Source organism: Gluconobacter sp. DsW_056, from assembly GCF_002153595.1.
GTDB classification, from domain to species: domain Bacteria; phylum Pseudomonadota; class Alphaproteobacteria; order Acetobacterales; family Acetobacteraceae; genus Gluconobacter; species Gluconobacter albidus.
Genome location: NZ_JOPF01000013.1, coordinates 1 through 15283, shown reverse-complemented (window position 1 = coordinate 15283; position 15283 = coordinate 1). Strand labels below are relative to the sequence as shown.

Genomic DNA, 15283 nt, shown 5'->3' with positions numbered 1-15283 from the left:
ATGCTTCGGGGGGCGTTAAGGAAGTCTGAATGTCGGTTGGATTTTCTGACGTGAAGCGGTTTTTCACCAGAGTGCCATGCGCGAATATCTGTCCGGGTGTGTGAAGCGTTTGCCGCGACGGTTCGGCACCTGTATGGTCATGCAAACAGTTTGAAGACCGATCCAGCAGGGGACCAGGTGGCAGACGATTTCATCACGCAGATTGACGAAGAAATGCAGGCGCAGCGGTTGCGGGCCATGGCACGGCGGATTGGCGCTGTGGCCGGCGTCGTCGTGCTCGTCGGCGCCATTGGGGGCGGTGTGTGGGGCTGGAACAGCCACGCACGCCATGTCGCGCAGAAGGCGGCCTCGGCGCGCTATTTCACCGCCATGACAGCCCTGTCCGATCCAAAGCGGGATTCCGCGGCTCTCGATAAGGCCACCGCGACCTTGAAAGATCTGGCAGATCATGGCCCTGCGGGTGTGCGCTCCTATGCTGCGCTGCGTCTGGCCGACCTTCAGGTTCAGGCACATCAGAACGCTGCCGCTCTTCAATCCTGGAAGAGTGTTGCGGATGATTCCGCGGCCGAACCGTCTCTGCGGGACATGGCGCGTTACATGGGCCTGAATGCCCAGACGGCGTCTCCCGCTGATCCGAAGGCGATCCGTTCAGGCTATGAAGCTCTGGCACAGGGCGGCGGGGCGTGGGCACCTCTCGCCCAAGAAGGTCTTGTGGCTCTGGATCTGCGATCCGGTGCAACGGCTGACCAGCAGAAGGAAGCCCGGCGTATCCTGACGCAGATCGTCAGCAGTGCAAACGCGACCGAAGGGGTGCGTGCGCGTGCGCAGGCCCTGCTCGAGACATTTGGAGACGCCGGTTGATGCGCCGTCCTGTTCTTTCCCGCTCCTCTTTTTCCCGCGCTTCACTGTCCATGAACCGCCGGAGCCTGCTACGGACGGCCTGTTCGGGAAGTGCGCTCGCAGTCCTCGGCGGGTGCAGCCTGTTTGAAGACGACAAGAAGCCGCCATTGGCCGGACACCGTGTGGATGTGCTGTCCACGGGTGCGGGACTGACGGTTGATCGTGACGACCATACGCCGATCAATCTCGGTCCGGTGCAGCCGGTCCGGGAATGGTTGCAGGAGGGCGGTCGTCCGTCCCATGTTTCGGTGAATGCGTCCTGGAATGGCCCGGATCTTGCCTGGAGCCAGACGATCGGTGCGCCCACCGATCCGTCCAGTTTCCTGTCCATGATCGCCATCATGCCAACCAACCGGGGCGCCATCCAGTCTCCCCCGGTAATTGGAAATGGTCATCTGTACACGACGGATGCACAGGGCGTGGTGAAGGCCTGGACATGGCCGGAACGCCGCCTTGTCTGGAGCCGCCAGCCGGCATCTTCCGCCAGCCGTTCAACCAATATCGGCGGTGGCCTCGCCCTTGACGGGGATACGCTCTACATCGTGGACGGCGTGGCTCAGGCCCTTGCGGTCGAGGCGCTGACGGGCAAGGTAAAATGGCGGGTGAGTACGGGAACACCGGGTCGTTCCGCCCCCACGATCGCGGAAGGCCTGATGGTCTTCGGAACCATTGACGAGCGTCTGATCGCGCTGAACGCCAATACGGGTCATCAGGTCTGGGCTTATCAGGCAACGGCGTCCGACACGGTCATTTTCGGTCAGTCCGCTCCGGCCTTTGTGGACGGTGTCATTCTCGCGGGCTTCGGCAGTGGCGATCTGGTCGCACTGCGTGCGGCTTCGGGCGAGATGGTCTGGAGCGACAGTCTGGGCGGCACCAATGGCATGGGCGCCATGCTGGACTTCTCCTGCATTCGTGGCGCGCCGGTCATCAAGGACGGCACGGCCTATGCCGTGTCCATGTCCCGCGTATTGGTGGCGATCGACATGCGCTCGGGCCGTCGCCTGTGGGAACGTGAAGTCAGTGGGCAGAGTCCTCTGGCGATCTGTGGCGACTGGATGTATGTGCTGTCCACGGATCAGCAGATCGCCTGTCTGGATCGTCTGTCCGGGCATGTCCGCTGGATCACGCAGCTTCGTCGTTTTATCCGCGAAGACGTGGAAAAGGACGCCATCGCCTGGGTGGGACCGCTTCTGGTGAATGGCAAGCTGGTCTGCTTCTCCACCTTTCCGAAAGAAGGCATGGCGGTCGTGAACGCCGTGACCGGGAAACTTGAACTGACCCGCAAGACCGTTGCCCCGTGTCAGGTTCAGCCGATCGTCTGTGACGGTCATGTGCTGAGCCTGTCTCAGGATGCCGTTCTGCGGGCCTATGGCTGAACGAATGACCTCTGAGAACCTGCCCGTTGTTGTTATCGCCGGGCGCCCGAATGTCGGGAAATCCACTCTGTTCAACCGGCTTGTTGGCCGCCGTCAGGCGATTGTCTCCGACATGCCGGGCGTTACGCGCGATCGCAAGGAGGGTGAAGCCCTGCTGCGTGGCCGGCGTGTCCGGCTGATTGATACAGCCGGCCTTGAAGAAGCGGCCCCTGATACGCTGTACGGGCGAATGCGCGCCTCGTCCGAATCTGCTGTTGCGATGGCGGATCTGGTACTGTTTTGCATTGATGCGCGCTCTGGCATCACGCCTGCGGATGCGCATTTTGCAAGCTGGCTGCGGCGGCAGAACCGTCCTGTCCTGCTGATTGCCAACAAGGCGGAAGGGCAGGCCGGGACGAATGCGGCCCTTGAAGCCTATTCTCTTGGTCTTGGCACGCCGCTGGCACTGTCAGCCGAGCATGGCGAAGGTATTGCCGATCTCATGGGTGAGATTGCCGAGCGTCTGCCCCCGGCTGAAAAGCAGCGCCGTCGGGAAGCTCCGAAAAGCGAAGGCGAGGAGGGGGATGACGAGGACGAACGTCCGGCGGGTCCGCTGCGTCTTGCCATTATCGGGCGGCCGAATGCGGGTAAATCTACGCTTCTGAACTGTCTGCTTGGTGAAGAGCGGATGATTACCGGCCCCGAGGCCGGACTGACGCGCGATTCCATTGCTGTCACGCTTCATGACGATCAGGGCGAGATCCGGCTTGTTGATACAGCCGGGATGCGCAAGCGCGCCCGCGTCGAGCAGCATCTCGAGCGGATGTCCGTTTCGGCCTCCATCGAAGCTCTGAAAATGGCAGAAGTGGTCGTGCTGGTGATTGATGCGACGCTTGGCGTGCATGAGCAGGATCTCCAGATCGGCCGTCTGATCGAGCGCGAGGGGCGGGCCTGCGTCATCGCGCTGAACAAGTGGGATGCCGTCGAGGACCGGAACGCGACGAAAAAGGCGATTCTGGACCGTCTGGAAATTTCTCTGGCGCAGGTCCGGGGAATTCCGGTCGTGACGTTCTCCGCACTCACGGGGGCGGGCGTGCATCGTCTTCTTCCGGCGGTTCGGGAAGTTTACGAGATCTGGAACTCGCGTGTCTCAACGGGTGAACTGAACCGCTGGTTCGAGGATGCGCTGGAGCGTCATCAGCCGCCTCTGGTGGATGGTCGTCGTCTCAAGCTGCGTTACATGACGCAGGTAAAAGCACGGCCACCGACATTCCTTCTGTTTGGTACGCGGGCGGAACAGCTTCCCGATTCCTACAAGCGTTATCTCGTTAACGGCCTGCGTGAAACGTTCCATATGCCGGGTGTTCCGGTGCGTGTGCAGTTGCGCGGAACGAAAAATCCTTACGCGGAAAAGTGATTTTCTGTTGGTTTCGATATAGACCACACCCCTGATTGATCATTAATACAGGACCGTCTGTTTCCGGTTTCGGAACGTTCGGTTCTGCTCCCCTTGCCGGTATGAGGGGATATGTTTGGGGTGACTGAGGGTATGGTTGGGATTGCTGCGTCTTCCAGCGAAGGTTTGTCCACAGGACCGACCCGCAGCACCGCACGGGCGACAACCCTTGGTATTCTGGCCGCTCTGGCGGGTCTGATGTTCGGCCTTGATACCGGCGTCGTTGCAGGGGCACTTCCATTCATCGCCACCGATTTTCATGCGGGTGACGTCCTGCAGGGGTGGATCGTATCCTCGATGATGGCAGGGGCGGCCGTAGGCTCGCTGTTTGCAGGCCGGATTTCAGTCCGGTTCGGCCGAACGGGCGCGATGCTCGGAGCTGCGATCCTCTTCCTGATCGGAACCCTGCTCTGTGCTCTGGCTCCGGGCGTTGCGATCATGATCGTAGGCCGGGTTTTTCTGGGGCTTGCGGTCGGTGTGGCAGCGTTTGCAGCCCCGCTCTATATTTCCGAAATCACCGTTGAGTCCGTTCGCGGCGCCATGATCTCGTTTTACCAGCTCATGGTCTCCCTCGGAATTTTCCTCGCCTTCGTTTCGGACAGCCTGTTGGCGTCTGGTGGGCACTGGCGCTGGATGCTGGGCATCATGGCCGTGCCTGCCAGCATTTTCCTGGGGATCGTGTTGATTCTCCCGCACAGCCCGCGCTGGCTGATGATGCGGGGAGAAAAAGAGCATGCGCGGCGGGTGCTACAGAGCCTGCGATCCGATGAGGAAGTGGCGGAAGCGGAACTGATCGACATTCAGTCGCGTCTTCAGAAAAGCAGCGATGCCGGTGTGGGCCTCTTCAAAAGCAACCCGAATTTTCGGCGGACGGTCTTTCTGGGGATGCTGCTTCAGATCATGCAGCAGCTTTCGGGGATCAACGCGCTTCTGTATTATGCGCCCCGCGTGTTTCAGGCGGCGCATTTCGGAACAAATGCCGCCATCTGGGCCACAACCCTCGTCGGGCTGACGAACATGGCGCTGACCGGCGTTGCGATTGCCTGTGTGGACCGTTGGGGCAGACGGCCGTTACTGATCCTGAGCTGTGCGATTGCGGCTTTTTCGCTGGCCGGAGTCGGGACGCTGCTTGCCATCGGAGCGAACAGTTTTGCCTCCCAGCTTCTACTCTGCGGGTTTGTCCTTCTGTTTGTCGCCGGATTTGCCATTGGTGAAGGGCCGCTGGTCTGGACGCTTTGCTCTGAAGTGCAGCCAACGCGGGGCCGGGATTTTGGAATTGGTTGCTCGACCGTGACGAACTGGGCTGCAAACTGGGCCATCTCCAACATGTTCCCGCTGGGCATGGCGATGATGGGGGCATCCGCAACGTTCCTGATGTTTGCCCTCTTCAATGGTCTTTTCATCGTTGTGACCGTATTGTTCGTCCCCGAAACGAAAGGCGTCTCGCTCGAAAAGCTGGAGGCCAACCTTTTTGCAGGCATGCGCCTGCGTGATCTGGGACGCTGAGACCATGACGGCTACGACGGAAGACGGCCCGCAAGAAGAATACGACTCCAAACGTCATGCCGGGCTCTACGGAGCGCAAAGGGTCAAGGCGATGTCGGCGGTTCTTCTGGCACTTCTCCTGTCAGTGCTGGACTACGCGATTGCCAATGTGGCCCTGCCGCTGATCGCGGTCGATCTTCATGCGTCATCGTCGCGGGCCATCTGGGTCGTAAATGCCTATCAGCTTGCAAACCTGTCCTGTCTGTTGCCGCTGGCGTCTCTTGGCGCCCGCGTGGGATTCGGACGACTAAGTCAGTTCGGGATTTTCCTGTTCCTGATTGCTTCCGTGGCCTGCGCGCTCTCGCAAAACCTTCTGGAGCTGACTCTGGCACGCGCCCTGCAGGGCGTAGGCGGAGCCTGCATCATGAGCGTGAACATCGCGCTCGTCCGCTTTATTTACCCACATAAGGAATTGGGCCGCGGCATTGCGCTGAACGGCTTGTTCGTGGGGCTGGGCGTGGCGCTTGGGCCGTCTTTGGGGTCACTGATCCTGTCCGTGGCAAGCTGGCCCTGGATTTTCTGGGTTAATCTGCCACTGGCTCTGGCAGCTCTGGCGCTGGCCCATGCGGCTCTCCCCGAGACCCCACGCAGCGATATCCCAACCGATGTGGTTGGCTCGCTTCTGACGGTGGCGTCCTTTGCCCTGACCGGCGTGGGGCTTGATGGGTTGATGCACGCCGATTTCCTGTCCGGGGCGGCGGTCACGGTTGCGGGTGTGCTGTGCTGGGCGATGCTGCTGCATTATCAGCGCGAGAGGCTTGAGCCGATCGTGCCGGTCGATCTTCTGGCGCGGCGTCCGTTTCTGCTGGCCTGTATGGTTGGATTTCTGGGTTTCGTGGCATCCAATCTCTACATTGTGGCGATGCCGTTCACGCTGGCTTCGGCCTTTCACCGCGGGCCGGGGACGATTGGCCTTCTGATCGCACCCTGGGCTGTGGGTGTGGCAACGATGTCCTTTGTGGTCAGTCGTCTGGCCGACCGTTTTCCGGCGTCGGTTCTCTCGTCGATCGGACTGTTCATTACGGCGAGCGGATTCTGCCTGCTCTGGTTCCTGCCGACGGATGCGAGCAACTGGGACATCGCATGGCGGACGCTTTTTGCCGGATGTGGCTTTGGACTGTTTCAGCCGCCCAATAACCGCGCCATCATGGTTACGGCGCCTCCCGGACGGGAGGGCGGGGCGAGTGGCATGCTGTCTGTTGCGCGGCTCGCAGGACAGACGACGGGCGCGCTTTTCGTGGCGGCGCTGTTCACGATCTTTCCCCATCCGGCCTTCATCTGCCTTGGGGCTGCCATGACCGTGGCGCTGACGGGATCAATCCTCAGCCTTGGGCGGAAATATCTCGCAGCCTGAAGAGTGTGGTGGCGCGCTGCTCCACGCTTTCCAGTTCCTGCGTGACGGACACGGATCGCCGGACCAGAACTTCGAGCGGCATTGATGGCGCATAATGCCGACCCGGATCGCAGAGCCAGACTTCGCAGGTTTTCGAACATTCCAGAAGCCACGGAATGATCCGTGAGGCCATGGCTTCGTTATAACAGACGTCTCCGATGACCAGCAGGGTACAGTCCGGGACCGTGCCGATCAGATCGCCCGGAAGTGGCGTGACGGCCGCGTGGTTCAGGCCCGCGTTGAGGGACGTTGCTTCAAGCGCCATGAAGTCGATGTCGTTGGCCTGAACGGATGCCGCGCCGGACAGGGCCGCGGCGATGGCGGCCAGTCCGCATCCGCAGGCCACATCCAGAACCCGGCGTCCCTGTACAAGCTCCGGGTTGTCGAGGATGAAGCGGGCGATGAGCTGGCTTCCCGGCCATGCGAAGGCCCAGAAAGGCGGCTCTATGCCGACCTGTTCGAGATAGGCCTCGCTGGCCTGCCAGATGGGGGTGATTTCCGTCGCCAGATGCAGGGAAATTTCGGGAACCAGCGGCGCCTGTTCAACAAGGGTATTGTCGCAAATGAATCTGACAGGATCGCCGAGGGTCGTGATCATCCGAAAAATCTTGCGGCGACAAACCCTGCAGCCAGGACGAACCCGATGGGCACGTTGCGGCGGAACTCCCTGAGACACGCCGGAGCATCATACGGATTCAGCACCCGGACCTGCTGGAGTAGCATGCCCGTTGCGATGGCGAGGAACGGCCAGAATGTCCAGTGCAGATGCGCATGGATGCCGACGAGCGCCAGAGCCAGAATCATGAGGCTGTAGCAGGTGCCGATGAAAGAGCGGGCGTTCTTTTCCATCAGGCGCGAGGTGGAGCGCACGCCAATGCGGGCGTCGTCGTCCATGTCCTGAAAGCCATAGATCGTATCGAATCCGAGCTGCCACAGGATGACAGCGCCATAGAGCAGAAGCCCGTTGCCATCGAGCGTCCCGGCCGCTGCGGCATATCCCATGGGAGCGCCGAATCCGAAGGTGAACCCCATGACGAGCTGCGGCCACCAGGTGACGCGCTTGGCCGCCGGATAGAGCGCGACGAGCAGGAGCGCGAGCGGGGCAAGCGCCCAGCAGACAGGCGGCAGGCAGACCAGAACGCCAAGCCCCATCAGGAGCAGCACTGCCAGAAGCAGCAGGCCCTGTTTCAGGGACAGCGCGCCGCTGGCAAGGGGGCGGCCTGCGGTCCGGGCGACTTTTGCGTCGATGTCGCGGTCCCAGATGTCGTTCACGACGCAGCCGGCCGAGCGCATGACAAGAGAGCCGAACGCAAACAACGCCGTGTCGATCAGCCGCGTCTGGAGAGAGGCGCCGGGAGCAAGGAACAGGCCCCACACGCCCGGCAGGAACAGAAGCCATGTCCCAACCGGGCGGTCGAGACGGGCAAGCAGCGCATAGGAGCGCCACGGCTCGGGGAGCCGGGCGATGCGGCCGGTCAGATGGATATCGGTATGGGCGCGGGTCTGGCTCATGGGAAGATGTGATGCTGTGTGGACGTGCTTCCGTCAATGGCCGAGGCGCGCTATCGGAAAAGGATGAGCCGATCCGATCCCCGTCTTTATGTGCCTGCGTCTGAAACAGCTTTCGTGGAAGGCCAGACCGTGTCGCTTCCACCGGGGCAGGCGCATTATCTGGGCAACGTCATGCGTCAGGGCGTGGGAAGTCCCGTGCGTGTGTTTAACGAGCGCGACGGGGAGTGGAGTGCCGAGATTGCGGCTTTGAAGAAAGACCGTGGAAGCATCCTGCTGCAACACCGCGAGCGGGACCCCATGCCGACGCAGGGCGTGGAACTGCTGTTTGCGCCGCTCAAGCGGGATGCGACAGAGCTCGTGATCCGCATGGGCACGGAACTCGGAGTGACGCGTTTTCGACCCGTCGTGACGGAGCGCACCAATACGCACCGGCTCAATCTGGAGCGGCTGGCGGTGATTGCGACGGAAGCGGCCGAACAGTGTGAACGACTGGATGTTCCTGAAATTTTGCAGCCTGAGACGCTGCGTGTCGTGCTGGCGGAGTGGCCTGAAGATCGCCCGCTGTTTGCCGCGCTGGAGCGCCGTCCCGGCGAGGAGGCGGGCTTGCGGGCCGCTGCTCTGCTGATCGGGCCGGAGGGCGGATTTTCTGATGCCGAAGTGGAGATGCTCCAACGGCATAGCGCCGTTCATGCGCTCAGTCTGGGGCCGCTCGTGCTGCGGGCGGAAACGGCCGTGTGCGCGGGGCTGACCCGTCTTGCGGCGGGAGCCGAGGGCGCTGCCTGAGGGTGACAGAACCGTCGGACATGCTACAGTTCAATCATTATCGAACAACGAATTCAGACCGAGGCCAAACGTCATGTCCAATCCCGGCACGTCCAATACTGCGTCGATCGAAAGCCGGGCGCAGCTCGTCGAGGCGATCTCACGGGGTTGCAAGCCGAAATCTGAATGGAAGATCGGGACCGAGCACGAAAAATTCGGCTTCATTCTTCCTCACGATGCTGACGGACGCGATCCTCTGTCGCCGCCGCCTTACGCGCCGCGTGGAATCGGGGCATTGCTGGAAAAGCTTCAGGGGCCGGATTGGTCGCCGATCATGGACGGCGAAAACCTGATCGGATTGAAAGGGCAGAACGCACAGGCTGGTCGGGCAATTTCGCTTGAACCGGCCGGACAGTTCGAGCTTTCGGGTGCGCCGGTCGTGTCGCTTCAGGAAACGGAAGCGGAGATGCAGGAGCATTATGATCAGGTCCGTGGTCCGGCTGCAGAACTGGGGCTGGGCTTCCTGCCGTTCGGCTTTCAGCCGCTCTGGTCGCGCGACGCAATGCCGTGGATGCCCAAGAGCCGCTATGCGATCATGCGCAACTACATGCCGAAAGTCGGCACGCTTGGCCTCGATATGATGACGCGGACCTGCACGGTTCAGGTCAATCTCGATTTCAGCGACGAAGCCGATATGGCGCGCAAAATGCGCGTATCGCTCGCGCTTCAGCCGCTGGCCACCGCGCTGTTTGCGAACTCCCCGTTCGTTGAGGGCAAGGCCAACGGGCTTCTGTCCAACCGTGCGCGGATCTGGACCGATACGGACAACCAGCGTTCGGGGCAGCCTTCGGTGTTCTTCGAGGACGGGTTTGGCTTTGAGCAGTATGTGGACTGGGCGCTGGACGTGCCGATGTATTTCGTCTCGCGCGACGGAAAGAACCTCGACGTGGCAGGCTGCTCGTTCCGTCGCTGGCTGGCTGGCGATATTCAGGAACCGCTGAAGGGCCTGACACCGACGGTTGGTGATTTTGAAGACCATCTGACGACGGTTTTCCCGGACGTGCGCCTCAAGCAGTTCCTTGAAATGCGTGGCGCGGATGCAGGGAAGCTGGACATGATGGTGGCGCAGTCGGCCCTGTGGGTCGGCCTGCTATACGATCCGGCAACGCTGGAAGCCGCAGAAAAGCTGGTGCGCGAACAGCCCTGGAGCGCCTATCAGCAGCTTCGGGCCGACGTGCCGCGTCTGGGACTGGATGCTGCATTTCCGGGTGGGCTGAAGCCGTTGGCCAAGCGCGTGGTCCAGCTTGCGGAGCAGGGGCTGCGGGCGCGCGTGCGGAACGAGGCCAGCTATCTCGATCCGCTGCATCTGATTGCCGATGGTGGCCCGAATCAGGCGCAGCACTGGCTGGATCTGTATAATGGTGCCTGGGGGCAGAGCGTAAAGCCGCTCTTTACCGAAGCCGCCATCTGATTTTTATGAGACAGGACCTGCTGCCTACGTGACGAAACTTTCCGAGCTGACCGAACGCGAAATCCTTGCACTGGCGATCGCCAGCGAAGAGGAGGATGGTCATATTTACGCGGATTTCGGCCAGATGCTGGCGGAAGACTATCCCGACAGTGCCGCTATTTTCCAGGATATGGCGGAAGAGGAAAACCATCACCGCCGCGCACTGATCGACCTGTTCGTCCGGCGTTTTGGCAATCACATTCCGCTGGTCCGGCGGCAGGATGTGCAGGGCTTTCCGTCCCGCAAATCGGCCTGGCAGATGCAGAATCGCGGAATTGAGGCGATCCGGGCGCAGGCTGCCGACATGGAGCGACAGGCGGCAAGGTTTTACCGTCAGGCCGCCGGACAGACCAATGATGCCGAAATCCGCAAGCTGCTGGGCGATCTGGCGACGGAAGAAGACCGGCATCAGCGCGAAGCGCGACGCCTTGAAGACGCGCATCTGAATGACAATTCCCGGGATCGCGAAGACGAACACAGCCGCCGCGATTTCGTGCTGCGGATCGTCCAGCCGGGTCTGGTCGGGCTTATGGACGGCTCCGTCTCGACGCTGGCGCCCGTTTTTGCGGCAGCGTTTGCAACGCACAGCCCCCATGCGGCTTTTCTGGTCGGGCTTGCAGCGTCCCTCGGGGCCGGTATTTCCATGGGACTGGCGGAAGGGCTGGCCGATGACGGCAAGCTGTCCGGACGAGGCGCACCGCTTCTGCGCGGGCTGATCTGTGGTGCCATGACGTTTGGCGGTGGCATCGGCCATACGCTGCCGTTTCTGGTGCCGGATTTCCGTCTGGCCTTTGGCGTTTCGATTATTGCCGTGGCGATTGAGCTTCTGCTGATTTCCTGGGTGCGCTGGCGGTATCAGGACACACCGTTTGGCTCGGCCATGGTTCAGGTTTTCCTGGGTGGCGCTCTTGTTTTTGCAACCGGCGTACTGATTGGCAGTTCCTGAGACATGATGAACCGTTCCTTTTTCCGCGCGGCTGTTCTGGCGGCGCTGCTCCCTTCAGCCCTGCCTTGCGTGGCCTTTGCACAGACGGCTCCTGTGCAGCTTCGTCCTGCGGATCAGGGCTGGGTGTCCCGCATCGAGGATATGCTCGGAAAGGTGACGACGCTTCTGGCGCGCTTCCGTCAGACGGCGGCGGATGGCAGCGTGACGGCTGGAACGGCGACGCTTGATCGACCCGGTCGGATGCGCTTCGATTATGACAAGCCAAGTCCGCTCCTGCTGGTGGCCAATGACGGGCGCGTGGTGTTTCAGGACCGGAGCGTTGATCAGGTCACGACCCTTCCGCTGGACCGTACCCCGCTCGGGCTGCTGCTGCGGCCTGAGTTCAAGCTTTCAGGCGACGTGACGGTGACGGGATTCGAGCATCGGGATGGGCAGATCCGGATTCAGCTTGTCCGGACGCAGAATGCCGGTGAAGGCAGTCTGACGCTCGTATTTTCCGATGCTCCTCTGGCACTGGAAGGCTGGAGCGTTGTAGACGCGCAGGGGCGTACGACCACGATTGCCCTGTCCGATGTGCATCTCGGTGGGACCGTGCCGCAATCGCTGTTCGTACTGCCTAAAGCGGACTGAGCTTTTCAGTGTTTCAGTTCGCGTGAAAGCTCCAGCGCGCGGGCATAGACCGTGCGTTTGGGCAGCTTGACGATGCCCGCGACCAGAGCCGCCGCGTCCTTGACGGAATGGGTGGTAAGAGCCTCGCGCAGATGCGTGTCCAGGTCGGCGGCGCCGCTGTCGTCTTCGGCTGATGGGCCGATCAGGAGCGTAATTTCGCCGCGCGGTGCCGTTATGCGAAAATGTTCCAGAACCTCCGCAAGAGTGCCGCGCACCATTTCCTCGAACCGTTTGGTGAGTTCGCGTCCGACCGCAGCTTCGCGCTCGGGGCCGAACACGTCGATCAGATCCTCGAGGCTTTCGACCAGGCGGTGCGGCGCTTCGTACCAGATCAGCGTTGAGTGCAAACCGGCCCGCTCGGCGGCGCGCAGGGCGGAAAATCCGGTTTTGCGGGCTTCGCTACGGGGAGCCGGAAAGCCCAGGAACATGAAGGGCAAAGGCGGCAGACCCGAGAGCGTCAGGGCCGTGATGACGGCGTTCGGGCCGGGAATGGCCGTGACGTGTATTCCGGCCGCGATGGCGGCGCGGACCAGCCGATAGCCGGGATCAGACACCAGAGGCGTGCCGGCGTCGGAGACGACAGCGTAGCGCGCGCCCTGCTGAAGCTTTTCGATCAGGAACGGAGTGCGGTCCTGTTCGTTATGATCGTGCAGCGTTCGGGTCTGTGTGGCAATATTGCGCGAAAGAAGGAGCTTTGCCGTGACGCGCGTATCCTCGCAGAGGATTGCATCCACTGTGCCGAGGACTTCGATCGCGCGTTCGCTGATATCGGCCAGGTTGCCGATTGGCGTTGCAACCAATATCAGACATCCACCTTCGGCCTGGCCCTGCGCTGGCAGGGGGGCGGCCTGTAACGTTTCAGCCGCATCGCTCAAGGGAGTTTCAGCGGAACATGACTTTTCGGACATCTGCATCCTCGGTGACAAACTCAGGGACGTATTGTCGCCCCTTGAGCCGTCTGCGCAAGGGTGTAAGCACCGGCCTTGCCGCAGGAACCTTCCTGACCCTTGCAGCCTGCTCGGGTGGCGGGTCATCTTCCGTGCCGGGTGTGGGCGGTATTCCGGGTGTTTCTGCGGGGCCTGGCGCCCATGATGTCGGGCTGATCCTGCCGCTGACGGGCCGCAATGCGTCCTATGGCACGCGGATGCGCGACGCGGCGAAACTGGCTCTGGCCGCCAAGGGATCGCCCGCGCTGGACGTGCATGACACCAATGGCCCCGGTGGAACGGAGCAGGCCGTACGCGATGCCCTTGCACGAGGTGACGCCATTCTGCTGGGGCCATTGACCGCCACCGAGACTGCCGCCGCAGCACCACTTGCGGTCAATGCGGGCAAGCCAGAGCTTGCGTTCACCAGCGACTCGACACAGGCCCGTCCGGGCGTGTGGGTCATGGGCCTGACGCCGGAGCAGCAGGTGCGTCGGATGGTGGATGCAGCTCGCGCAACGGGTCGCAAGACTTTCGTGGCTTTCCTGCCGGATAATGCTTTCGGACATGCCATGGGTGACGGGCTTGCGCGGGCCTGCCGGGATGCCGGGCTGAGGGATCCGCAGATCGTGTTCCATACGATGGATGCACAGAATATCGAGGATGGGCTGAAGTCGCTCTCCGCCATTGACGCCCGTCAGCCTGCTGCGCCTGTGGTTGCGGAGGCATCGTCCGGTCCTTCCGCGATTGATCCGACGGGTGAGACGGCTCCGGACTCTGCTTCTTCCTCCGGCACAGCAGCAGCTGGCCCAGCACCTGCGGTACAGCCTGCTCCCATCGCTCCGCCGCCGTTTGATGCTCTGGTGCTGGCCGATACGGGGCTCGAACTCGGGCGGATCATCACAGCGCTTCAAACCGACCATATCGATTCGTCGCAGGTCCAGATCATGGGGCCCGCGCTTTGGAAGGCTTTTGACGGCAAGCTCGGAGCGCTGCATGGCGCCTGGTATGCAGCGCCCGACGCGCATGACCGGTTGGGATATGTCGCGCAGTATCGAGCTCTCTATAAACAGGCTCCGTCACCCGTCAGCGATTTCGCTTATGACGCTGCGGCTCTGGCTGGCAGCCTGATCCGTCAGGGCGGCGTTACGGTCGACGCCCTGACGCGGCCGGATGGTTATATGGGGGTGGACGGACTGTTCCGCCTGCGTCCGGACGGACACGTGACGCGGGCACTGGCGATCTACCAGATCCAGCGTGGCGGTGGTGCACGAATTGTGGTTCCGGCTTCCCGGGACGTGGCGATCCGTCCGAGCTGAGGTTCTTTATTTTTAAAAGAAAAAGCGCGCCGGCTCTTTTGAGCGGCGCGCTTTTTTTGTGTCTGGTCGAGAAAACCCGGGCGCAGGTTCAGGCGGCGCAGGTCTCGGCCAGCGGCAGGACCGGGCGGATGACGTGCAGGGCAAGTTCGAAGCTGGCATAACTGCCCAGTTCATGACCGCGGATCTGGTCGATCAGCACCCAGCGCATGCCCTGCGGCCGCAGCATGTAAGCAGGATCGGGATTTTCACGGACCCAGACCAGAACATGATCAACAGGTGCACTTCCGTCCACATTGATGGCGTCGTGAGAGGCATCCGCAATTTCGGCATCGAAAACGCCCATCCGCTGTCCTGCTTCAAGCCAGCGCAGCAGATATTCGCGGTGACGCGGCAGCAGGCCCTGTCGCAGTGGCACGATATTGCTCGCGCTGCGGCTGTGAGAAAGGTCGTGAAGGTGAGCCACCTGCGCCATCAGGGAGTCCTCATCAAAAAGCCGGGCAGAGCACCCGGGTCGTGGTGATGAGTTCAGGCTAGGGTTCAAAAGGGACGTTTCACAATCTTTAATAACGTCTGGAGAAGGTTTTGCGACACAAACCATCCCTACTGTGGCAAATCTGCCATGCTCTAAACGCATAGCTCAACAGGGTGTTGTCATATTCCGGTACAGCGCCTTGTCCCAGCGGCGGTGCAACCAAAACCAGGCCCCCGGAATTTCGCGGATCCAGGACTCGAGACGGTCGTTGAAAAGCTGCGTCAGGGCGAGGACGTCTTTTGCGCGATCATCCGTCTTTTCAGGCGAAAAAGGTGCATCCACCACCAGCACGAGTCTGGCAGGTCCGTCACGGCGCACATGGCCTGTGACAATCAGGGCGTCATGCCTCAGTGCGAAGACTGCGGCGGCGGACGCTGTCATGGCGGGACGCCCGAAGAGGCGGGCTTCAATCCCGTCATTCATTTTCTGGTCGCCCAGAACACCCAGATGCCCGCCTC

15 protein-coding genes are annotated in these 15283 nt (G+C 61.7%); 10 read left to right on the top strand and 5 right to left on the bottom strand.

Annotated elements, in window-relative coordinates; all coding sequences use genetic code 11:
• The first annotated feature begins 177 nt into the window (after positions 1–177).
• The 5 genes from HK22_RS12560 to HK22_RS12540 all read left to right on the top strand — a co-directional run bounded on the left by HK22_RS12560 (position 178) and on the right by HK22_RS12540 (position 6610).
• Positions 178–861: a tetratricopeptide repeat protein gene (locus HK22_RS12560; RefSeq protein WP_233142634.1), complete on the top strand. Its 684-nt coding sequence runs from the start codon at positions 178–180 to the stop codon at positions 859–861.
• Positions 861–2276, top strand: a complete 1416-nt coding sequence (locus HK22_RS12555) for a PQQ-binding-like beta-propeller repeat protein (protein ID WP_086649507.1) — start codon at positions 861–863, stop codon at positions 2274–2276. Before HK22_RS12560 ends, HK22_RS12555 begins: the two co-directional genes overlap by 1 nt.
• A gap of 4 nt (positions 2277–2280) precedes the next feature.
• Positions 2281–3672 carry a ribosome biogenesis GTPase Der gene (gene der / locus HK22_RS12550; RefSeq protein ID WP_082780253.1) on the top strand — a complete coding sequence of 464 codons (1392 nt, stop codon included), beginning with the start codon at positions 2281–2283 and terminating at the stop codon, positions 3670–3672.
• A gap of 132 nt (positions 3673–3804) precedes the next feature.
• Positions 3805–5217: a sugar porter family MFS transporter gene (locus HK22_RS12545; protein ID WP_086649506.1), complete on the top strand. Its 1413-nt coding sequence runs from the start codon at positions 3805–3807 to the stop codon at positions 5215–5217.
• A 4-nt stretch (positions 5218–5221) separates the two neighbouring features.
• Positions 5222–6610, top strand: coding sequence for an MFS transporter (locus HK22_RS12540; protein WP_062110791.1), 1389 nt, complete (start codon positions 5222–5224; stop codon positions 6608–6610).
• Here the strand turns inward: HK22_RS12540 and HK22_RS12535 are convergent.
• On the bottom strand, positions 6579–7247 hold the full coding sequence (locus tag HK22_RS12535; RefSeq protein ID WP_086649505.1) for a methyltransferase: 669 nt from the start codon (positions 7245–7247) through the stop codon (positions 6579–6581). The genes HK22_RS12540 and HK22_RS12535 overlap by 32 nt on opposite strands.
• Positions 7244–8161: a 4-hydroxybenzoate octaprenyltransferase gene (gene ubiA, locus HK22_RS12530; protein WP_086649504.1), complete on the bottom strand. Its 918-nt coding sequence runs from the start codon at positions 8159–8161 to the stop codon at positions 7244–7246. The genes HK22_RS12535 and ubiA overlap by 4 nt, the downstream gene beginning before the upstream one ends.
• Positions 8162–8197: 36 nt before the next feature.
• Here ubiA and HK22_RS12525 point away from each other — a divergent pair, with 36 nt between their 5' ends.
• The 4 genes from HK22_RS12525 (at position 8198) to HK22_RS12510 (ending at position 12009) form a co-directional block, all read left to right on the top strand.
• Positions 8198–8944: a 16S rRNA (uracil(1498)-N(3))-methyltransferase gene (locus HK22_RS12525; RefSeq protein ID WP_086649503.1), complete on the top strand. Its 747-nt coding sequence runs from the start codon at positions 8198–8200 to the stop codon at positions 8942–8944.
• 73 nt (positions 8945–9017) lie between these two features.
• A complete protein-coding gene (locus HK22_RS12520) occupies positions 9018–10394 on the top strand; it encodes a glutamate--cysteine ligase (RefSeq protein ID WP_086649502.1) in 1377 nt (458 codons plus the stop codon).
• Positions 10395–10422: 28 nt separating this feature from the next.
• Entirely contained in the window at positions 10423–11379 is a 957-nt protein-coding gene (gene mbfA / locus HK22_RS12515; protein ID WP_062030918.1) for an iron exporter MbfA, read from the top strand.
• A gap of 3 nt (positions 11380–11382) precedes the next feature.
• Positions 11383–12009: an outer membrane lipoprotein carrier protein LolA gene (locus HK22_RS12510; RefSeq protein WP_086649501.1), complete on the top strand. Its 627-nt coding sequence runs from the start codon at positions 11383–11385 to the stop codon at positions 12007–12009.
• Positions 12010–12014: 5 nt separating this feature from the next.
• Here the strand turns inward: HK22_RS12510 and rsmI are convergent, their stop codons facing one another.
• Positions 12015–12848 (bottom strand): 16S rRNA (cytidine(1402)-2'-O)-methyltransferase, encoded by an 834-nt coding sequence (gene rsmI / locus HK22_RS12505; protein WP_086649520.1) that lies wholly within the window; start codon positions 12846–12848, stop codon positions 12015–12017.
• Between the two features lie 149 nt (positions 12849–12997).
• Between rsmI and HK22_RS12500 the strand changes: the two genes are divergently transcribed.
• Positions 12998–14293: a penicillin-binding protein activator gene (locus HK22_RS12500; protein WP_086649500.1), complete on the top strand. Its 1296-nt coding sequence runs from the start codon at positions 12998–13000 to the stop codon at positions 14291–14293.
• A gap of 88 nt (positions 14294–14381) precedes the next feature.
• Here HK22_RS12500 and HK22_RS12495 read toward each other — a convergent pair whose 3' ends face one another.
• Both HK22_RS12495 and HK22_RS12490 read right to left on the bottom strand, forming a co-directional pair.
• Positions 14382–14765 (bottom strand): hypothetical protein, encoded by a 384-nt coding sequence (locus tag HK22_RS12495; protein ID WP_062030307.1) that lies wholly within the window; start codon positions 14763–14765, stop codon positions 14382–14384.
• A gap of 165 nt (positions 14766–14930) precedes the next feature.
• A partial coding sequence (locus HK22_RS12490) for a lysophospholipid acyltransferase family protein (protein ID WP_143412424.1) occupies positions 14931–15283 on the bottom strand: 353 nt, incomplete at its 5' end.